Source organism: Burkholderia sp. BCC1208 (assembly GCF_902833095.1).
Taxonomy (GTDB): domain Bacteria; phylum Pseudomonadota; class Gammaproteobacteria; order Burkholderiales; family Burkholderiaceae; genus Burkholderia.
Genome location: NZ_CADFDY010000003.1, coordinates 185,452 through 206,265, shown reverse-complemented (window position 1 = coordinate 206,265; position 20,814 = coordinate 185,452). Strand labels below are relative to the sequence as shown.

The 20,814-nt window shown below is 68.1% G+C and carries 17 protein-coding genes; 13 read left to right on the top strand and 4 right to left on the bottom strand.

The genetic code is table 11. The annotated features are described in order from the left end of the window. Nucleotides 1–142: 142 nt before the first annotated feature. Nucleotides 143–1,381, top strand: coding sequence for an SfnB family sulfur acquisition oxidoreductase (locus HWX09_RS08565; RefSeq protein ID WP_034185528.1), 1,239 nt, complete (start codon nt 143–145; stop codon nt 1,379–1,381). Between the two features lie 59 nt (nt 1,382–1,440). Here the strand turns inward: HWX09_RS08565 and HWX09_RS08560 are convergent, their stop codons facing one another. After that, on the bottom strand, nt 1,441–2,385 hold the full coding sequence (locus HWX09_RS08560; protein WP_230469159.1) for an SDR family oxidoreductase: 945 nt from the start codon (nt 2,383–2,385) through the stop codon (nt 1,441–1,443). Between HWX09_RS08560 and HWX09_RS08555 the strand changes: the two genes are divergently transcribed. Beyond that, nucleotides 2,354–3,247, top strand: a complete 894-nt coding sequence (locus HWX09_RS08555) for a LysR family transcriptional regulator (protein WP_027786567.1) — start codon at nt 2,354–2,356, stop codon at nt 3,245–3,247. The two genes, HWX09_RS08560 and HWX09_RS08555, sit on opposite strands and share 32 nt — an antisense overlap. Nucleotides 3,248–3,473: 226 nt before the next feature. Here the strand turns inward: HWX09_RS08555 and HWX09_RS08550 are convergent, their stop codons facing one another. Then, entirely contained in the window at nt 3,474–4,562 is a 1,089-nt protein-coding gene (locus tag HWX09_RS08550) for an aldose epimerase family protein (protein WP_027786568.1), read from the bottom strand. A gap of 27 nt (nt 4,563–4,589) precedes the next feature. Beyond that, entirely contained in the window at nt 4,590–5,783 is a 1,194-nt protein-coding gene (locus HWX09_RS08545; RefSeq protein ID WP_027786569.1) for a DNA-binding transcriptional regulator, read from the bottom strand. Between the two features lie 264 nt (nt 5,784–6,047). Here HWX09_RS08545 and xylA point away from each other — a divergent pair, with 264 nt between their 5' ends. The 7 genes from xylA to HWX09_RS08510 all read left to right on the top strand — a co-directional run bounded on the left by xylA (nt 6,048) and on the right by HWX09_RS08510 (nt 15,795). Continuing rightward, nucleotides 6,048–7,370, top strand: coding sequence for a xylose isomerase (gene xylA, locus HWX09_RS08540; RefSeq protein ID WP_027786570.1), 1,323 nt, complete (start codon nt 6,048–6,050; stop codon nt 7,368–7,370). Nucleotides 7,371–7,374: 4 nt separating this feature from the next. After that, nucleotides 7,375–8,868, top strand: coding sequence for a xylulokinase (gene xylB, locus HWX09_RS08535; RefSeq protein WP_027786571.1), 1,494 nt, complete (start codon nt 7,375–7,377; stop codon nt 8,866–8,868). Nucleotides 8,869–8,938: 70 nt separating this feature from the next. Further along, nucleotides 8,939–9,967, top strand: a complete 1,029-nt coding sequence (xylF, locus tag HWX09_RS08530; RefSeq protein WP_027786572.1) for a D-xylose ABC transporter substrate-binding protein — start codon at nt 8,939–8,941, stop codon at nt 9,965–9,967. A 63-nt stretch (nt 9,968–10,030) separates the two neighbouring features. Further along, nucleotides 10,031–11,590 (top strand): D-xylose ABC transporter ATP-binding protein, encoded by a 1,560-nt coding sequence (gene xylG, locus HWX09_RS08525; protein WP_027786573.1) that lies wholly within the window; start codon nt 10,031–10,033, stop codon nt 11,588–11,590. Further along, the gene (locus HWX09_RS08520; protein WP_027786574.1) at nt 11,587–12,798 is read left to right on the top strand and encodes a sugar ABC transporter permease; all 1,212 of its coding nucleotides are present in this window, start codon (nt 11,587–11,589) and stop codon (nt 12,796–12,798) included. The genes xylG and HWX09_RS08520 overlap by 4 nt, the downstream gene beginning before the upstream one ends. Nucleotides 12,799–12,835: 37 nt before the next feature. Beyond that, a complete protein-coding gene (locus HWX09_RS08515; protein WP_027786575.1) occupies nt 12,836–13,156 on the top strand; it encodes a hypothetical protein in 321 nt (106 codons plus the stop codon). 515 nt (nt 13,157–13,671) lie between these two features. Further along, a complete protein-coding gene (locus HWX09_RS08510) occupies nt 13,672–15,795 on the top strand; it encodes a LamG-like jellyroll fold domain-containing protein (protein WP_227789479.1) in 2,124 nt (707 codons plus the stop codon). Between the two features lie 134 nt (nt 15,796–15,929). Here HWX09_RS08510 and HWX09_RS08505 read toward each other — a convergent pair whose 3' ends face one another. Further along, nucleotides 15,930–16,187, bottom strand: a complete 258-nt coding sequence (locus tag HWX09_RS08505; protein WP_027786577.1) for a hypothetical protein — start codon at nt 16,185–16,187, stop codon at nt 15,930–15,932. Between the two features lie 223 nt (nt 16,188–16,410). On the opposite strand from HWX09_RS08505, the gene HWX09_RS08500 reads away from it, so the two are divergent. From HWX09_RS08500 to HWX09_RS08485, 4 genes are all read left to right on the top strand, one after another. After that, the gene (locus HWX09_RS08500) at nt 16,411–17,901 is read left to right on the top strand and encodes a HAMP domain-containing sensor histidine kinase (RefSeq protein ID WP_027786578.1); all 1,491 of its coding nucleotides are present in this window, start codon (nt 16,411–16,413) and stop codon (nt 17,899–17,901) included. Continuing rightward, nucleotides 17,883–19,265, top strand: coding sequence for a sigma-54 dependent transcriptional regulator (locus tag HWX09_RS08495; protein ID WP_027786579.1), 1,383 nt, complete (start codon nt 17,883–17,885; stop codon nt 19,263–19,265). The genes HWX09_RS08500 and HWX09_RS08495 overlap by 19 nt, the downstream gene beginning before the upstream one ends. A gap of 369 nt (nt 19,266–19,634) precedes the next feature. After that, nucleotides 19,635–20,216, top strand: coding sequence for a hypothetical protein (locus HWX09_RS08490; protein ID WP_230469160.1), 582 nt, complete (start codon nt 19,635–19,637; stop codon nt 20,214–20,216). Between the two features lie 42 nt (nt 20,217–20,258). Continuing rightward, nucleotides 20,259–20,807 (top strand): hypothetical protein, encoded by a 549-nt coding sequence (locus tag HWX09_RS08485; protein WP_027786581.1) that lies wholly within the window; start codon nt 20,259–20,261, stop codon nt 20,805–20,807. Nucleotides 20,808–20,814: the final 7 nt, after the last annotated feature.

Here is a 20,814-nt window from a genome sequence, read left to right as displayed (position 1 = left end):
TCGACGCCAAGACACCGGTTCGCCTGCGTCAGGCTCGACATCGTTTGTTATCCAAAGGAATATCGTTTCAAGAATCGCTCGGTTTTCCGGCCCGCGCGGCGCTGCTAGATTGAATGCTTTCGCCATTCGACAGGAGAACCCGATGTCAGACACGAGCGCGACGATTCAGGAGCGGCCGGCCGACGTGCCATCGCAGGCGGCGAACGTGATCGCCGACGATGCGCAAGCGCTTGCGGTCGCGCATGCGCTGGCGCAACGCCTGGCGCAAGGGGCGGCCGAACGCGATCGCGAGCGCCGCCTGCCACGCGAGGAAATCGAATGGTTTTCGCAGTCCGGGCTGTGGGCGATCACGGTGCCGAAGGCATACGGCGGCGCGGGCGTATCGCATGTGACGCTCACCGAGGTGATCAAGATCGTCGCCGCGGCCGATGCGTCGCTCGGGCAGCTTCCGCAGAATCATTTCGGGCTCGTCGACGTGATCGCGCTCGTCGGCAACGACGCGCAGAAGCGTCATTTCTTCGCCGAAGTGCTGAGCGGCAAGCGATTCGGCAACGGGTTCTCGGAGAAGGGCACGAAGCACGTGCTCGACCTGAAGACGCGCGTGCGCCGCGACGGCGACGACTATGTCGTCGACGGCACGAAGTTCTACTCGACCGGTGCACTGTTCGCGCATTACGTGCCGGTGCTCGGGCTCGACGACGCACGCCAGGCATGGCTCGCGTACGTGCCGCAACCGACGCCGGGGTTGACCGTGATCGACGACTGGTCGGGATTCGGGCAGCGCACGACCGCGAGCGGGACGGTCGTGCTCGACGCGGTGCGCATTCCGGCGTCGCACGTGCTGCCGGCGCAGCGCGTATCGGACGTGCCGACGCTCAACGGTCCGCTGTCGCAGATCATCCAGGCGGCGATCGACGCGGGCATCGCGAAGGCGGCCATCGACGATACGCTGACATTCGTGCGAACCCGCTCGCGGCCATGGGTCGACAGCGGCGTCGAACGGGCGGCGGACGATCCGCTGACGATTCGCGAAATCGGCCGCCTGCACGTCCAGCTGCACGCGGCCGACGCGTTGCTCGAGCGTGCGGCGCGCACGCTCGACGAGATCGCGGCAAAGGGCGACGTGACCGATGACGATGTCGCGCGGGCATCCGTCGCGGTCGGTGAAGCGAAGGTGTTGACGACCGAGGTCGCGCTGCTCGCGGGCGAGAAGCTGTTCGAGCTGGCCGGCACGCAATCGACGCTCGCCGAGCACAACCTCGACCGGCATTGGCGCAATGCGCGCACGCATACGCTGCACGATCCGGTGCGCTGGAAATATCACCTCGTCGGCAACTACTACCTGAACGGCGCGCGCCCGGCGCGCCATGCGTGGAATTGAACGTCAGCGGCCGGACGCCGGCAGCGCGCGGGTCGACGGCCGCGCGATGCCGTCGAGCGTCAAACCTGACCGACGCCGCCGTCAACCATCATGTCCGCGCCTGTCATGTACACGCTTTGATCGGATGCAAGGAACACGGCCGCGTTCGCCATCTCCTCGGGCTGCGCGAGCCGGCCGAGGGGGACCATGTTCAGGTACATGTCGACCAAGGATTGACGCTCCTGCGCATTCGTCACCTGTGAGTCGAGCATCGGCGTGTCGGTGACGCCCGGGCTCAGCGTGTTGACCCGAATGCCGCGATTCTTGAACTCGGCGGCCCAGGTGCGTGCATACGAACGCAAGGCCGCTTTCGTCGCTGCGTAGGTGGTGTGACCCGGAATACCCATCACGTGCATGGCCGACGAAACCAGAATGATCGATCCGCCATTCGTCATGAGCGGCAGGAGCTTCTGCACCAGGAAGACGGGGCCACGGGCGTTGAGGTCGAACGTCTTGTCGAAATGTTCCGGGGTCAGGGTATCGATCGACGCCTGTTCGACCAACGCCGCATTCGACACGACGATGTCGACCGCGCCCGTGTCGGCCCTGACCGCCGACGCAACGCGTTCGAGATCGTCGAGATTCGTCGCGTCGGCCTGGATGGCCGTGACATTGCGTCCGATCCGTTCGGCGGCCGCGTCGAGTTGAGCCTGCCGGCGCCCGAAAATGAATACGTGCGCACCTTCGGCGACATAGCGCTGCGCGATCGCGAGACCGATACCGGTTGTGCCGCCGCTGATGACGGCGACCTTGCCTGCGAGAGAAGTCATTGGAATCTTCCGTGTATTCGTGGTTGACGGAAGAAAGCGTAACTGCCTGCGCCGCGAATGATAATCGGGCGAATCTTCATAAGCGCTATTCCTTGTTAGAATCGCTCGCACTTCAATGTGAGCGATCCGAGCGCGGAAACGAGCGGTTTCGCCAGGGGCTGCAATGGATCGATTGGACGAACTCGGCGCCTTCATCGCCGTCGTCGACGCAGGCGGGTTCTCGGCCGCGGCGCGTAGAACCGGCCACTCGCAGTCGGCCATCAGCAAGGCGGTCGGCTCGCTCGAGAAACGTCTCGGCGTCATGCTGCTGAACCGCAGCACACGGAGTGTCACGCTGACGGATCAGGGGCAGCGCTATTACGATCGCATGAAGCCGCTCGTCGACGAGTTCGACGAAGCCGACGGCGAGATGACGAGCAGCACGCTCAATGTCACGGGCCTGGTCAGGATAGCGACGCCTTCGACCTTCGGCCGCCTGCACGTACTTCCGCTTATTCCGGACTTGCTGTCATCGAATCCCGGGCTTCAGGTCGATCTCGTTCTCTCGGACTTCGTGCGAGACATGGTGGAAGATCGCATCGATCTCGCCATTCGAGTCGGTCGAGTCGACGATGCCGACGCTGTCGTCAAACGCGTGGCAAGCACTCGCCTTGTTTGCGTCGGCTCCCGAGACTATTTCGAGCACCATGGCACCCCGAAGGCGCCTGACGAACTGGTCGATCACAATTGCCTTCTGTACGGGGGCCTTTCGGAATCGGCCGCCAGTTGGCCGTTCGTCGGCCCCGCCGGCGATTTCAGCGTGACCGTTCGCGGCAACTTGTCGTCGAACAGCGTCGAAACGATTCGGGCGGGCGTGCTGGCGGGTGTCGGAATTGGCCTCTTCACTGAGGCTTCGCTTACCGACGAACTCGGGCATCCCGGCATCATCACGGTTCTCGACGAATTTTTGAAAGAAGTGAGGGACATCAGCCTCGTGTGGCCGAAACGCCGGTATGTGCCGGCACGCGTCCGCATGGTGACCGACTTCTTTTCCGCCGCTCTTGCCCAGCGCGATTAGGCAACCACGGGGATCGTCACCGTATCGGCATCGAGACGCGAACCGAAGGAACGACAACCGGGACCGCGCATCGCTGACGCCGATCCGGTGGGGCAACCGGTCGTTCGTCATGCGTAAGACCCGCCGCCACGACGGCCCGGATGCCGTGGCGGAGCCGGCAGTCGCCCGGGGCGACGTCGACGCCGCCTGACGCGCGACGATGCGGCTCGCGCGTCCTGTGCGCCTCCTATGCCTGAACCCCCACCCGATACCGGGTGGTTTGCCGATAGACGGCGCCCGGATGAAGGATCGCATCGTCGCGCAGGCCGTCCATGTTGACCTGATCCGGAAAGCCGCCCGCCTCGACGCACAGCGCCGCGTGTCGCGCGCATGGCGTGCCGCCGCTCACGCGCACGCCGTCGAGATAGTTGCCCGTATAGAGCTGCAGTCCGCGCTGATCGGTCGACACGATCAATTCGCGGCCGCTCTCCGGATCGTAGACCCGTGCGACGGGCCGGACCTCGCGCGCGCCGTTGCCCACGACGAAGCAGTGATCGAAGCCGCGTGCGCGCGCCAGTTGCGCATGCGGCCAGTCGAGGCGTGCACCGAGCGGCGCGCTTTGCCGGAAATCGAACGCCGTGCCCGTCACGTCGGCCGTGCCGGTCGGGATCAGCGCGTCGTCCACTTCGAGGAACGCGTCGGCGTCGATGTGCAGCAGATGGCCGCGCACGTCGCTGCCCGCGCGCCCGTTCAGGTTGAAGTAGCTGTGATTCGTCAGGTTCAGCGGCGTCGGCGCATCGGTCCAGCCCGTATAGTCGATCGTCAGCGTGCCGTCGTCGTCGAGCGTGTAGCGAACCTGCACGCTCACGTTGCCGGGGAATCCCGCGTCGCCTTCCGGCGAATTGAGCCGCAGCGTCAGCCCGCCGCTATCGTCGAGCACGTCCCACCGCGCGCGATGAAAACCGTTCGCGCCGCCGTGCAGCAGGTTGCCGTTCTCGTTGCGGTCGAGCAGGTAGTCCACGCCGTCGAGCGTGAAGCGTGCGCCGGCGATCCGGTTCGCCCATCGGCCGATCGTCGCGCCCAGGTAGACCCCGGATTCGAGGTACTCGGCGGGCGTGTCGTGCGCGAGCACGATATCGGCAAAGCGTCCCGTGCGGTCGGGTGCGAGCCACGACACGACGGTCGCGCCGAGGTCGCTGACGACGACACGCATCCCGTGCGCATTGCGCAGCGTATAGCGCCGCACGGGCTCGCCGTCGGGCAACGTGCCCCACGGCTCGGCATGCACGCGTGCCACGCCGGGCGTCAGGTATGAGGAATCGGTATCGATATGCATGAGTGGATGTCGGGTGGGCGGCGCTCGTCAGTGCGTGGCGGCCGCGCGTTCCTGATATTCGCGCGGCGTGCAGCCGAGTTCACGCCTGAACACCGCGTACATGTACTGAATCGACGTGAACCCGCACCGGATCGCGACTTCGGCGCTCGATGCCTGCCGGCCGGCGAGCAGCGCCTGCGCGGCTTCGAGTTTGTGGCGCAGGATCTCCTGGTGCACGGTGCGTTGCAGTTCGCGCCGGAAGTGCTCCTCGAGCAGCGAGCGCGATACGCCGACATAGTCGGCGACCTGTTCGGTCTTGATTCCCTGGCACGCGTACTGCCGGATGAAATGCCGGGCACGCATCACGTGCGGGCTCGCGAGCGGCTGGTGGCGCGTCGATTCGAGCACGTTGATGCCGACCGGCGGCACGAGAATGCGCTGCCCGGGAAAGCGCGCGCCGCGCAGCATCCGGTGCAGCAAGTGCGCGGCGGTGCGGCCCATTTCCTCGGTGCCCTGGATCACCGACGACAACGGAATGCGCGTCAGCGTGCGCGTGAGCGGATCGTTGTCGATACCGATGATCGCGACCTGCTCCGGCACCGCGATGCCGGCGATCAGGCACGCCTGCAGCAGGTGGCGCGCGCGGGCATCGGTCACCGCGATCACGCCGACCGGCTTCGGCAGCGCATGCAGCCAGCCGACCAGTTGTTCGATCGCGTGATTCCAGCCCGACGCGCTCGTCGACAGCCCGCGGTAGATCGGGGCGTCGAGCCCGTCCGCGCGCGCGAGCCGGTCGAACGCCAGTTCGCGCTGCTGCGCCCAGCGGTTCTCCTGCGCGACCGGCAGGCTGTACATCGCGAAATGCGCGAGGCCCGCCCCGATCAGATGCGTATAGGCGAGCGACACGAGCTTGGAGTTGTCCGTCGCAATATATGGGACGCCGTCCGGGTATTGCGTCGGATCCTCGTACGACGATCCGATCGCGACGATCGGCAGCGGCGAACCGGCGAGCGCGTCGGCGACGGCGGGGTCGTCGAAGTCCGCGATGATGCCGTCGCCGTCGAAACGCTCGATCCCGGTGAGCCGGCAGCGGAAGTCGTCTTCGAGGAAGAGGTCCCACACGACGCGCGTCGTGTGCAGGTACTGGCCGATGCCGCTGATGATCTCGCGGTCGTAGACCTTGTTCGCGTTGAACAGCAGCGCGATGCGGTGCGGTGTCTGGGCGGAAGGGGCGCGTGTCATGTCGGTGTCGGGTGAGCGCGTCGGGGGCGCCGTGCCGTTGTCTCCGGGGCGCGCTCGCGGAGGCGGCGCGGTGGTCTGGTGTACGGCGATTGTAGGACGGAACGTGCGCCGCGCGAGCGCGGCTGGCAAGAAACATCAAGCGCGCTGCGCAATTTCGCAATTGCCGGCCGGCAGGCGTGCGGGCACGATCCAGCCAACCGAACTCGGCCGCGTGCGTCGTCGCGACGTGCGTTGCGCTGCAACAAGAACCTGCACGGAGACGCCATGTCGTATTTCGAACACATTCCCGCGATTCGCTACGAAGGTCCGCAGTCGGACAACCCGCTCGCCTATCACCATTACGACCCCGAGAAGCGCGTGCTGGGCAAGACGCTCGCCGAGCATCTGCGGATCGCGGTCTGCTACTGGCACACGTTCGTATGGCCCGGCCACGACATGTTCGGGCAGGGCGCGTTTCAGCGGCCGTGGCAGCAGCCGGGCGACGCGCTCGAACGCGCGCGGATGAAGGCCGACGCCGCATTCGAGTTCTTCACGAAGCTCGGCACGCCGTTCTATACGTTCCATGACACCGACGTCTCGCCGGAAGGCGACAGCCTGCGCGAATACGCGGCCAATTTCGCGCGGATGGTCGACTATCTCGGCGAGCGCCAGCAGGCAAGCGGCGTGCGGCTCCTGTGGGGCACCGCGAACCTGTTCTCGCACCCGCGCTTCGCGGCCGGCGCCGCGACGAACCCGAACCCCGACGTGTTCGCATGGGCCGCCACCCAGGTGTGCCATGCGCTCGACGCGACCCACCGGCTCGGCGGCGAGAACTACGTGCTGTGGGGCGGACGGGAAGGCTACGAGACGCTGCTCAATACCGACCTGAAGCGCGAGCGCGACCAGTTCGCACGCTTCCTGTCGATGGTCGTCGAGCACAAGCACCGGATCGGCTTCAAGGGCGCGCTGCTGATCGAGCCGAAGCCGCAGGAGCCGACCAAGCATCAGTACGACTACGACGTGGCAACGGTGCACGGCTTCCTCGTGCAGTACGGACTGCAGAACGAGATCCGCGTGAACATCGAGGCGAATCACGCGACGCTCGCGGGCCATTCGTTTCATCACGAGATCGCGAATGCATTCGCGCTCGGCGTGTTCGGCAGCGTCGACGCGAACCGCGGCGATGCGCAGAACGGCTGGGACACCGACCAGTTCCCGAACAGCGTCGAGGAACTGACGCTCGCGTTCTATGAAATCCTGCGCCACGGCGGCTTCACGACCGGCGGGATGAACTTCGACGCGAAGGTGCGGCGCCAGAGCATCGATCCGGAAGACCTGTTCTACGGTCACGTCGGCGCGATCGACATACTCGCGCTCGCGCTCGAACGCGCGGCGGTGCTGGTCGAGAACGACCGGCTCGACGCGCTGCGCCGGCAACGCTACGCGCAGTGGGACGATGCATTCGGCCGCAAGATCCTGTCGGGCGGCTATACGCTGGAGTCGCTCGCGGCCGACGCGCTCGCGCGGGGCGTGAACCCGCGGCATGCAAGCGGTGCGCAGGAGCGGCTCGAGAATATCGTGAATCAGGCGATCTACGGGCTGCGCTGACGCCATGTACATCGGACTCGATCTCGGCACGTCGGGCGTGAAGGCGGTGCTGCTCGACCGCGATGGCGCGGTGCGCGCGAGCGCGAGCCGCCCGCTCGCGGTGAGCCGGCCGCAGCCGCGCTGGTCGGAGCAGGCCCCGCGCGACTGGTGGGACGCCGCATGCGGCGCGCTTGCCGCACTCGTGTCGGACGCGCGCACGGCCGGCATCGACCCGCGCGACATCGATGCGCTCGGCCTGACCGGACAGATGCACGGCGCAACGCTGCTCGATGCCGACGGCGACGTGCTGCGCCCCGCGATCTTGTGGAACGACGGACGCGCGGACGCGGAGTGCGAGGAACTCGAACGGCTCGCGCCCGCGCTGCGCACGGTGGCCGGCAACATCGCGATGCCGGGCTTCACGGCGCCCAAGCTGCTGTGGGTGCGTCGTCACGAGCCCGACGTGTTCGCGCGCATCGCCCGCGTATTGCTGCCGAAGGATTATCTGCGCTACCGACTGACCGGCGCGTTCGCGACCGATCCGTCGGACGCCGCCGGCACGCTGTGGCTCGACGTCGCGAAGCGCGACTACGACGACACGCTGCTCGCCGCCTGTGGGCTGTCGCGCACGCAGATGCCGGCCGTATTCGAGGGCAACCGCATCACCGGCACGCTGCTTCCGGCGGTCGCACGAGAGCTCGGCCTGCGCGAGATCCCGGTGGTCGCCGGCGGCGGCGACAACGCGGCCGGCGCGGTGGGCGTCGGCATCGTGCGGCCCGGCGACGCGCTGCTGTCGCTCGGCACGTCGGGCGTGTATTTCGCGGTGTCGGACGGGTTTCGCGCGAATCCCGAATCGGCGGTACACAGCTTCTGTCATGCGCTGCCGGATACGTGGCACCTGATGTCCGTGATGCTGAACGCGGCCGGCTGCGTCGACTTCACCGCGCAACTGGCCGGTTACGACGGCGTCGCGGCGCTGCTCGACGATGCCGAGACGAACGCACGCGCGAGCCACCCGTGGTTCCTGCCGTACCTGAGCGGCGAGCGCACGCCGCACAACGACGTGAACGCGAAGGGCGTGTTCTATGGGCTCGAGCCCGACACGCGGCGCGCGGATCTCGCGAACGCGACGCTCGAAGGCGTCGGCTTCGCGCTGCTCGACGGCATCGACGCGCTGCATGCGGCCGGGCTCGCGCCCGACAGCATCACGGTGATCGGCGGCGGCTCGCGCAGCGCGTACTGGACGCAGATGCTCGCGGACCTGAGCGGCCGTGCGCTGACGCTGCGCGCGGGCGGCGAAGTGGGGCCGGCGCTCGGCGCCGCGCGCCTTGCCCGTCTCGCGCTTGAACCGGGTGCGACGCTCGCCGACGTGTGTCCGCAACCGCCGGTCGTCGCGGTGCGCGAGCCCGATCCCGCGCGGCACGCGTGGTATCGCGACGTGCGGCGGCCGACGTTTCGCGCGCTGTATCGTGCGCTCGAACCGGTGTTTGCGACGGGCGCGCGACGCACGTTGCAGTGACTCGATGCGGGCGGTGCCATCCGGCGGCCGCCCGCGGTTCGTGAGTGGTTCAATAACAAGGAGTGGAGACATGAAATCCGTGACGCGTCGTACCGTATTGAGTTCGCTTGCCGGCGCCGCCGCGCTGGCGATCCTCGCGCTGGGCACGCCGCTCGCCCACGCGAGCAAGGACAAGCCCGAGATCGGCTTCTGTATCGACGACCTGCGCGTCGAGCGCTGGTCGCGCGATCGCGACTATTTCGTCGCGGCCGCGACGAAGCTCGGCGCGAAGGTGTCGGTGCAGTCGGCCGATGCGAGCGAGGAGCGGCAGATTTCCCAGATCGAGAACCTGATCTCGCGCGGCGTCGACGTGATCGTGATCGTGCCGTTCAACTCGAAGACGCTCGGCAACGTCGTCGCCGAAGCGCGCAAGGCCGGCATCAAGGTCGTGTCGTACGATCGCCTGATCCTCGACGCGGACGTCGACGCGTATATCTCGTTCGACAACGAGAAGGTCGGCGAGCTGCAGGCGCAGGGCGTGTTCGACGCGAAGCCGAAGGGCAATTATTTCCTGCTCGGCGGCGCGCCGACCGACAACAACGCGAAGATGCTGCGCGAAGGACAACTGAAGGTGCTGAAGCCGGCGATCGACCGCGGCGACATCAAGGTGGTCGGCCAGCAGTGGGTGCCCGAATGGAGCGCGTCGACCGCGCTGCGGATCGTCGAGGACGCACTGACCGCGAACAACAACAAGATCGACGCGATCGTCGCGTCGAACGACGGCACGGCCGGCGGCGCGATCCAGGCGCTCGCCGCGCAGCATCTGGCCGGCAAGGTGCCGGTGTCCGGGCAGGATGCGGATCTGGCCGCGGTCAAGCGCGTGATCGCCGGCACGCAGACGATGACCGTCTACAAGCCGCTGAAGCTGATCGCGAGCGAAGCCGCGAAGCTCGCGGTCGATCTCGCGAAGGGCACGAAGCCCGCGTTCAACGCGCAATACGACAACGGCAAGAAGAAGGTCGATACGGTGCTGCTGCAGCCGACGCTGTTGACCAAGCGTAACGTCGACGTCGTCGTGAAGGACGGCTTCTATACCCAGGCCCAGCTGGCGAGCCAGTAACGGCGCGACGCGCGGGCGGCGCTTCACCGGCGCACCCGCGCGCATCCTGCGAGGCATGAACGAATGACGGAACCCCTGCTGACGATGCGTGGCATCGTCAAGGCATTCGACGGCGTGAAGGCGCTCGACGGTATCGACCTGACCGTACGGCCCGGAGAATGCGTCGGGCTGTGCGGCGAGAACGGCGCGGGCAAGTCGACGCTGATGAAGGTGCTGTCGGGCGTGTACCCGCACGGCACGTGGGACGGCGAGATCCGCTGGGAAGGCGCGCCGCTCACGGCATCGGGCGTGCGCGACACCGAGCGCGCGGGCATCGCGATCATCCATCAGGAGCTGATGCTCGTGCCCGAGCTGTCGGTGGCCGAGAACATCTTCCTCGGCAACGAGATCACGCTGCCGGGCGGGCGCATGCACTTCGCGGCGATGGTCCAGCGCGCCGAGGAGCTGCTGCACGAATTGCGGATCGACACGATCAACGTCGCGCAGCCGGTGATGAACTACGGCGGCGGCCACCAGCAGTTGATCGAGATCGCGAAGGCGCTGAACAAGCAAGCGAAGCTGCTCATCCTCGACGAACCGTCGTCGTCGCTGAGCGCGTCGGAGACGCGCATCCTGCTCGACATCGTGCGCGACCTGAAGCGCCGCGGCGTCGCCTGCGTCTACATCTCGCACAAGCTCGACGAGGTGGCGGCCGTGTGCGACACGGTTACGGTGATCCGCGACGGCCGCCATGTCGCGACCGAGCCGATGGCCGCGCTGACCACCGACCGGATCATCGCGATGATGGTCGGCCGCGAGATTCGCGACCTGTATCCGCGCGAGCCGCACGAGATCGGCGACGTCGTGCTCGACGTGCGCCACGTGACGTGCCGCGACGTGACGAACGCGCGCCGCAAGCGCGTCGACGACGTGTCGTTCAGCGTACGGCGCGGCGAGATTCTCGGCGTCGCCGGGCTCGTCGGCGCGGGGCGCACCGAGTTGATGCAGGCGATCTTCGGCGCGTATCCGGGCGCGTGCACGGCAACCGTGACGATGAACGGCCGGCCGCTGTCGATCCGCTCGCCGGCCGACGCGATTCGCGCCGGGATCGCGATGGTGCCGGAGGACCGCAAGCGCCACGGCATCGTGCCGCAGCTCGGCGTGGGCCACAACATCACGCTGGCGGTGCTGCGGCGCTTCTCGGCGCGCGGGCGGATCGACGCGGCCGCCGAACTCGATACGATCCGCACCGAGATGCAGCGGCTGTCGGTGCGCGCCGCGCATCCGTTTCTGTCGATCGCGAGCCTGTCGGGCGGCAACCAGCAGAAGGCGGTGCTCGCCAAGATGCTGCTGACCGAGCCGCAGGTGCTGATCCTCGACGAACCGACGCGCGGCGTCGACGTGGGCGCGAAGGCCGAGATCTATCGGCTGATCTTCGCGCTGGCCAAGCGCGGCGTCGCACTGATCGTCGTGTCGTCGGAACTGCCGGAGGTGCTCGGCCTGGCCGATCGCGTGCTGGTGATCGGTGAAGGCGAGCTACGCGGCGATTTCATCAACCAGGGCCTCACGCAAGAACAGATTCTCGGCGCCGCGCTGAAGCCCGCGCGGCTGCCCGCCGAACCCACCGCAGCGAGTGCGACATGAATTCCGAACTTTCTTCCTCGACCCCGGCGACGCCGGATGCGAACGCGCGTCGTCCCGACGGCCGCGCGCCGCGGCTGCCGTTGCGCCATGTCTTCACGCGCTACAAGGTGCTCGCGCTGCTGTTCGCGGTGGTCGCGATCTGGGCGTTCTTCTCGGTGCTCACGGACGGCGCGTTCGTCACGCCGCGCAACGTATCGAACCTGTTGCGGCAGATGTCGATCACCGGCATGCTCGCGTGCGGCATGGTGTTCGTCATCATCGCGGGCGAGATCGACCTGTCGGTCGGCTCGCTGCTCGGGCTGCTCGGCGGCGTCGCCGCGATTCTCGACGTCAACCGCCACTGGCCGGTCGCGGCGACGGTTCCGGCCGTGCTCGTGCTCGGCGTGGTGATCGGGCTCTTCAACGGCTGGTGGTCGACCTATCGGCGCGTGCCGTCGTTCATCGTCGGGCTCGGCGGAATGCTCGCGTTTCGCGGCATCCTGCTCGGCGTGACGGGCGGCTCGACGATCGCACCCGTGTCGGACGGCTTCGTGTTCATCGGGCAGGGCTATCTGCCGCGTGTGGCCGGGGACGCCCTCGCGGTGCTGCTGTTCGTGGTCGCGACGCTGCTGGTGGTGCGGCAGCGCGGCACGCGGCGGCGCTACCGGCTCGCGGTCGCTCCGTTGTGGCAGGACGTCGCGAAGATCGTGGGCGCCGGGGCGGTGCTGTTCGCCTTCGTCGCGACGCTCGACCGTTACGGCGGTATTCCGGTGCCCGTGCTGCTGCTGCTCGTGCTGCTCGGCGTGTTCTCGTGGATCGCCACGCAGACGGTGTTCGGCAGGCGTATCTATGCGGTGGGTTCGAACCTGGAGGCGACGCGGCTGTCGGGCGTGGATACCGACCGCGTGAAGCTCGTGATCTTCGCGCTGATGGGGCTGATGTGCGCGTTTGCCGGCCTCGTCAATACGGCGCGGCTCGCGGCTGGGTCGCCGTCCGCCGGCTCGATGGGCGAACTCGACGCGATCGCCGCGTGCTTCATCGGCGGCACGTCGATGCGCGGCGGGTCGGGCACGGTCTACGGCGCGCTGATCGGCGCGCTCGTGATGGCGAGCCTCGACAACGGAATGTCGATGCTGGACGTCGATGCGTACTGGCAGATGATCGTCAAGGGCGCGGTGCTGGTGCTGGCGGTGTGGATCGACGTGGTGTCGCGATCGAACCGGCGGTGACGGGCCGGTCGGTCGCCAGTCGAAAAAGAGGAAGACCATGGAACCAGACACGATGCGCTTGCCGGATGTTTCCGTGCTCGGGGCGGCCCGGCCGCTCGCGATGCCGGATGCCGGCTCCATGCTCGACCTCGGTGACCCGCGCGACCGGCAGGTGATCGCGGATGCACTGCGCGCGCTGCTGCGCGAGCGTTCCGAAGCGCTTGCATTCGCGATGCGCATGGCCGACCAGTGCGGCCGGCCCCGGCCCGATGCGGCCGATTTCGCGCTGACCGACATCATTCGTCTCGCGCGCATCGTCGAGCGGATCGAGCGGGACGGCGCGGCGAAGCGCGCTGCCGTCCCCGCGAACGCACGCTGAAAGGCAATGGGGCCGATGCGCGGACTGCAGGCCGAAAGCGCCACGCATGCCGTACGGTCGACGTTGAACGCGGCGAACCGGATCGCACGCCGATCGGGCGACGACGCTTGCCCACGTCGCGAGCCGACGGGACCGTTGCTTACAACACGTAATTGACCCAGCCGATCCCGACGCGCACCATGCGCGGTCGCCGCCGCTTCCCACCACTGTCACCGTTCACGTTTAGGATCGCATGGCGTGTTGCCGTGGCGGCCGGAAGCTGGGCAGGCGAAGCGGGGACGCTTCGGAGGATGCCCGATCGACAGCCCTCCGGATCGCCGATCGCCGTGCCGGCATTCCCGGCGTGCGGCACGCTTTCGATGAAGTTCGAACCCAGGGCCGCGCGCGGGCGTGGCCGCAACGACGAAGGGAGACGCATGAGCGGCAGGCAAGGGACGAAGGACAAGGCGATGCGCGAAGCGCTGGCGCATCGCACGGGCGACGCTTCGCAAGCGGAATGGACGTCGGACGACGCGATGTCGCGGCGCACGTTTCTCCACAGTCTGGGCGCGCTGGCGGTGCTCGCCTGCGGCGAGACGTTCGGCGGCGCAAGCACCGCACTCGCCGCCGTATCGACGGGCTCGTCGCCGGCCTTCGTCCATCCGGGCCTGCTGCATACGCAGGCGGATTTCGATCGCGTCGCGCAAAAGATGATGACGCACGCGCAGCCGTGGTTCGACGGCTGGTCGGTGCTGATCGCGAACAGCCACGCGAACTCGTCGTGGAAGCCGCGGCCGCAGGTCGAAATCGATCGCGGCGGCAAGGGGTCGCAAAACTATGGAATCCTGTACAACGACGTCGCCGCCGCCTATGCGTGCGCGCTGCGCTGGAAAGTGACCGGCGACAGGGCGTATGCGGACACGGCGGTGCGGATCATGAACGAATGGGCGTCGACGCTGCAGCGCCTGGGCGGCGATTCGAACGTCGATCTCGCGGCCGGCCTGTACGGCTACGAGTTCGCGAATGCCGGCGAAATCATGCGCGGCTATCCGAACTGGGCCGCGGCGGATTTCGCCGCGTTCCAGAAGATGATGCGCACCGTGTTCTACCCGATCAACACCGATTTCCTGCATCGCCACAACAATACCGAGATCACGCACTACTGGGCGAACTGGGATCTGTGCAATATCGCGTCGATTCTCGCGATCGGCGTGCTGTGCGACGACCGCGCGCTGTTCGACGAGGCGATCGACTATTTCCGGTCGGGGCCCGGCAACGGCGCGATACCGCAGGCGGTGTATTACCTTCATCCCGGCCATCTCGGCCAGTGGCAGGAGAGCGGCCGCGACCAGGGGCACAACACGCTCGGCATCGCGCTGGCGGGCGCGATCTGCGAGATGGCCTGGAACCAGGGCGTCGACCTGTACGGATACGACAACAACCGCTTTCTCGCCGGCGCGGAATACGTCGCGAAAGCCAACCTGCGCCAATCGCCCGACGGTCCGTTCTTCGACGTGCCCTACGTCACCTACGCGAACGTGAACGTCACGCAAACGCAGTTCGCGACCGGCGGACAGGGCGGCGTTCGGCCGTGCTGGGCGCTCGTGTACAACCATTACGTGAACCGCAAGGGGCTCGCGGCGCCGTGGTCGAAACGTTTCGCGCTCGCGGCGCAGCCCGAGGGCGGGGGCGGCAACTACGGGCCCAACAGCGGTGGTTACGACCAGCTCGGCTACGGCACGCTGATGCACACGCGCGATCCGGCCGGGGCCGCGCCGGCGCCGAGCGGCCTGACCGCGCATGCGAGCACCGGGCGCGCGGTGTTGTCGTGGTGGGGCGTCGCGAACGCCACGCACTACACGGTCAAGCGCGGCGCGGCATCGGGCGGCCCGTACGCCACCGTGGCGACCGGCATCGTCGATCCGCTGACGTGGACGGACAGCCCGGCCGCGGGTACCTGGTATTACGTGGTGAGCGCGACGACGCCGACGGGCGAAACGGCGAATTCTGCGCCAGCGCGCGTGGTGACCGGCCAGCAGTTGCAGATCTGGCTGCCGTTCGACGAGTCGCGTGGCGCCACCGCCGCCGATCGCAGCGGCAACGGGCATGCCGGTACGCTGGTCGGTGCGGCGGCATTCGCGCCGGGGCGCAACGGCAATGCGCTGTCGCTCGACGGTGCCGGCAGCCATGTCGCGCTTGCGGCGGGCGTGCTGGCCGACGTGTCGGATTTCACGGTTGCCGCGTGGGTGTGCGCGCGCACCGTGCGGAAATGGTCGCGGGTGTTCGACTTCGGCACCGGCACCGGGCGCTACATGATGCTCACGCCGCTGGCCGACACCGGTGTGCTGCGCTTCGCGATCACGGTCAACGGGCCGCACGGCGAACGGCGCATCGATGCGAAGGCGCCGCTGCGGGCCGCGCAGTGGACACACGTTGCCGTCACGCTGGCGGGTACGACGGCGACGCTCTACGTCGACGGTGCAGCCGTCGGCAGCGCGACCGACGCGTTTCTCGCGCCCTGGCGACTCGGTTCGACCGCGAACAACTGGATCGGGCGTTCGCAGTTTGCGGCCGATCCGGCCTTCGACGGCCTCGTGAGCGATTTCCGCGTGTACCAGGGGGCGCTGACGGCGGCGCAAGTCGCCGCGCTTGCGCGGTAGGGGCGCCCCACACGCCAGGATTGGCCGAGATGGCCGGCGCCGGATTTCCGGCGGCGGGCGTTTTTGATTCCCGTTCGTTTTTTCGGTCGGACACCTTTAAGCCTGATCATGCCCTGCCTTGTGTCCCGAACGGATTACATACTTGCCTTCGACGACAGCCGCGCGAGATCGACCGTCTGGTGGGACGAGCGGATCACCCTCATGACGATCCACACGACGAGGTAAGCCGAGCCGCAGATCATGAAGAGGATGTTGTAGCCCGCGCCGATGTGCCCGAGCGCCTTGAAGTGATCGAGAACGGCGCCCACTAGCAGCGGGAAGAGCGTTGCGCCGAGCGCACCCGCCAGTCCGCCGATACCCACCACCGAACCGACGGCTGCCTTGGGAAACATGTCCGAAGCCGTGGTGAACAGATTGGCCGACCATTCCTGGTGCGCGGTCGTCGGGATCGGTCGCCGATTCCGAAATGCAAGCGGCGAGCGTGATGGCAGCGGCGCGCGCCGTCGCCGTTCCCATCCGGTCGGGCCAGCCGTCGGCGCGATGGATGGCGGTCGTGACGGCTTCGCATGACATGCAATACGCTATTCTGTCGTCCTCGACCGCCAGCCCGATCCGATGAAGCGCCCGTCGTTTTCCACCCAACTCGTCATGCTCTGGGCACTCGTCGCGGCGCTGTACGCGACGCTGGTCGCGGTCGTCTGGGTCATGGCGAGTTCCGCCGAGAGCCAGCAGGTGGCCAGCGCGAAGGCCGCCGGCGCGTCGGCATGCGAAGCGGTCGCGTCGCGTTACAGCGCGTCTTCCGCGTCGGCGGGCGCCGCGCCCGGGCCGGAGCTGATGCACGCGATCCTCGATATCGTGCTCTCCCGTGCGCCGGACATGGAGGGCGGGTTCTGGATGCCCGGCGCCGCCCCTGCGGCGAGCGGCTTTCTCGCGTATTCCTTTCCCACTTATCAGGGCAGCGGCGCCAAACACGACGTTCCGGAAGCGGAAACGCCGCTGATCCTCCGCACGCTGCGTGCCTCGGCCGCGACGCATGCCGCGACGGCGAACGTCGTCGAAGGCGCGCAGGATGCCGTGATCGCGGCGGCCTGCCCGGTACGCGGCGGCTCGGGTCTGTACGTGTGGATGCTGACGCGTGCGCGCCCGCCGCTGGGCCGGCACGGGGAACTGCTGGCAACGGGCCTCGCGGCCGTGCTCGCCGTGATTCTGGCGATCGCGGCGGCGCTGGCCGTGGCGCTGCGCCGATGGAAGCGCAATCTCGCACGGATCGAGAGGGGGCTGGGGCCCGACGGTCGCGAGCATCACCTGCCGTACGTCGGCGAACCCGATCTCGACCGCGTCATCGATGCGTTCAACGAGCGGGCGCGGCGCGCGGACCTGTTGCAACAGCAGGCCGACGAACTGCGCACGCGCCTCGCGCAGGCCGAGCGCTTCGGCATGCTGGGCAAGCTTGCCGCGCAGGTTGCGCACGAGATTCGCAATCCGATGGGCGCGATGCGGCTGAAGGCGGAAAACGCGCTGGCCGGTGACGGCCGGCGGCAGCAGGACGCGTTGCGCGTGATCCTCGCGCAGATCGAGCGCATCGACGCGCAATTGTCGAGCCTGCTCGCGCTGACGCAGCCGGTGCGCCCGCATGCGACACGTGTCGACGTCGACGCGTGGCTCGCGCAGGTCGTCGATGCGCACCGCGAGCTGGCGCAGCGGCAAGCGATCGATCTGACGCTGTCGCTCGCGGGGCAGGGCGAACGGCTCGCGTGGCCGTCGGATTTTCCCGCTTTCGATCCCGACCAGATGCGGCGGGCGCTCGACAATCTGCTGCTCAACGCGCTGCACCACGCGGGCGACGGCGGCGCGGTCACGCTCGCCGCCGAGCGGCGCGCGTTCGCCGGGCGCGACTGGCTGCGCATCATCGTGTCGGACAGCGGCCCCGGCGTGCCGGCCGCGCAGCGCGAGCGGATTTTCGAGCCGTTCGTGACGGGCCGCGCGGATGGCACGGGTCTCGGTCTTGCCGTCGTCCGCGAAGTGGCGGCGGCGCACGGCGGGCACGCGCGCCTCGATGGAGGCGCCGCATTCGTGATTGAAATTCCATGGCAAACATCCTCATAGTCGACGACGACGCGGCCTTTCGCGACGGCCTCGCCGAAACGCTCGCCGATCTCGGTCATCGCGTCGTCGAGGCCGCAACCGGCCGGGCCGCGCTCAGCGTGCTGCGCGACGGCGGTGGCAACGGTATCGAATGCATCTTTCTGGATTTCCGCCTGCCGGATCTGGACGGATTGGCCGTGCTGGCGCAACTGCGCGACGATGCCACCCTGGCCGCGATTCCGGTCGTCATGCTGACGGCCCATGCGACCAGCGACAACACGATCGAAGCGATGCGGCTCGGCGCATTCGATCACCTGACGAAGCCGATCGGGCGTCGCGACATCGCGCAACTGCTCGAACGCATCGTGTCGGCGAATCAGCCGCCGGCGCCGGCGCCATCCGACGGCGGTTTCGCGGGCGAACCTGCCGCGGACCGACCGCGCTTGCTGGGCGTGAGCGCGGCGATGCGCGACGTGCAAAAGCAGATCGGCCGGGCCGCGATGAGCGATGCGACCGTGCTCCTGACCGGCGAGACGGGTACGGGCAAGGAGGTGGCGGCCCGCGTGCTGCATGCGGCATCGGCGCGGCATGCGGGGCCGTTCGTCGCCGTCAACTGCGCGGCCATCCCGGCCGATCTGCTCGAAAGCGAGTTGTTCGGGCATCGTCGCGGCGCGTTCACCGGGGCGCATGCCGATCGCGCGGGGCGGCTCGTCGAGGCCGACGGCGGGATGCTTTTTCTCGACGAGATCGGCGACATGCCCGCCGCGATGCAGGCGAAGCTGTTGCGCGCGCTGCAGGAGCGTCAGGTGATGCCGCTCGGCGCGGATCGCCCGACCGCGATAGACATTCGCGTCGTGGCCGCGACACACCGCGACCTCGCCGCGGCGGTCGCGAACGGCACGTTCCGCGAAGATCTCTTCTATCGGCTGAACGTCATTCCGCTGCACCTGCCGCCGCTCGCGGAGCGTGTGGCCGACATCCTTCCGCTGGCCGCGCATTTCCTCGGCAGCGCGGCGGGCATGCGCCCGCTGCACCTGACGAACGACGCACAACGCGCGCTGCTCGATCACCGCTGGCCGGGCAACGTTCGGGAACTGCGCAACGTGATGGAGCGGGCGGCCGCGCTCGCCCCCGGGCCGGCCGTCAGCGCGGCCGATCTCGGCCTGGCCGCCGTGCCGGCGCGCCAGCCGGGCGCCGATGCGGTGCCGGCGCACCTGCTCGACATGCCGCTGCCCGATGCGTTGGCGACGGTCGAGCGCGCGGCGATCATGCATGCGCTCGAGCGCGCGAACGGCAATCGCGCGGAAGCCGCGAGGCAGCTCGGGATCGGCCGCCAGTCGCTCTATGCACGCATGGCGAATCTCGGGATCGAGCGCGACGACTAGTCGCGCCGTTTCGACTGTCGGGAATGCCGACATCCGGCGAAGCGACGTGTCGGGAAATCCGACATGTTTGGCGCGCGTCGTCGTTCGGCGCATGACCACGCGGGGCGTCACGGGTTGGCACGGGTATTGCGGATATCGATGCATCGCAATCCGTCGCCGGAGCCCGTCATGAAGTCGTACCTGCCTGTCGTTCGATCGCGGCCGCGGTGCCGTGGCGCCGTGCGCCGGTCGTATCGCATGCTCTGCGCCGCCGCACTCGTTGCCGTCGCAACGGTCGGCCTGGCGCAGGTGCCGCCGGCGCCGCGCGCGGAAGACCCGCCCGGCGCCGTGCCGCCTCCGTCTCCTGCTCCTCCTCGGCCTCGCACGCTCGTGCCTGCCGGGCCCGGAAACGACACCGCATCGGATGCGCTGGTTTCCGGCACGCTGTCGCGCCTGACGATCAATCCGGAAGGCACCGTCGACGGCTTCGTGCTCGCCGACGGCACGCTCGTCCGACTGCCGCCGCATCTCGGTTCGCAACTGACAGCGCTCGTGCGGTCGGGCCAGCGTGTCACGGTAGCCGGCGAACGACGCGTCGACGATGAAATCCGCGCACGCATCGTCCGCAACGACGACACCGGTGCATCGCTGTCCGATCAGCCGCCCGCGCCCGTCGCGCCCGTGCCGCCCATGCTGCGCGGCGTCCACCTCGCCCGCCTGAGCGTGTCCGGCGTCGTGCGCCGCGTGACGCGCGCGCCGCGCGGCGAGCCGGACGGCGTAATGCTCGACAGCGGTGCAATCGTCAAGCTGACCGTTCCGGCCGCCCAGCAATTCGGCGCGCTGCTCGTCCCCGGCGAGCGCGTGGCCGCGGTCGGTTACGGCACGCGCAACGCATACGGTGAAGCGTTGCAGGCGACGGCGTTCGGCGCACCGGGCCATGTCGTGAATCTCTATGACGATGTCGCGCGCTGATCGCGCGACGCTGTTCCCCAATCCATCGAAAGGAGTCCTGCCATGCACTGGATCGATCCCGCCTGCCTGCCCGAAACGCGCGGCCGCGTCACGCAGTTCCTGCTCAATCCGCACGGAGAAATAGACGGCCTGATCCTGAACGGCGACCTGCAGGTTCACGTGCCGCCGCATCTGGGCCGCGAACTGGTGCGCCGTGTGGCGGTCGGCGACCGCATTCGCGTGCGGGGCGTCAAGCCGCGTCGAGCGGCGATGATCGCGGCCGTGCAACTGACCGGGCGCGACGGCGTCGACATCGTCGACGACGGGCCTGCGCACGCTGCACCGCCGAAGCCGACGCACGCCACTCGAAAACCGATGGAATCGAGCGGCGAAGTCGCGTTTGCGCTGCACGGCCCGAAAGGCGAGTTGAACGGCGCGTTGCTGACGAGCGGCGTCGCGTTGCGGGTACCGCCGCATGCGGCTGAAGCCCTGCACGATTATCTGCGTCCCGGTGTCCATGTGCAGGCGTGGGGCCACGGCATCGTCACGCCGCACGGCACGATGCTCGACGTGAGCGAGATCGCAGAGCTCGTCGATGCGGATATCGAATGATCGTGCG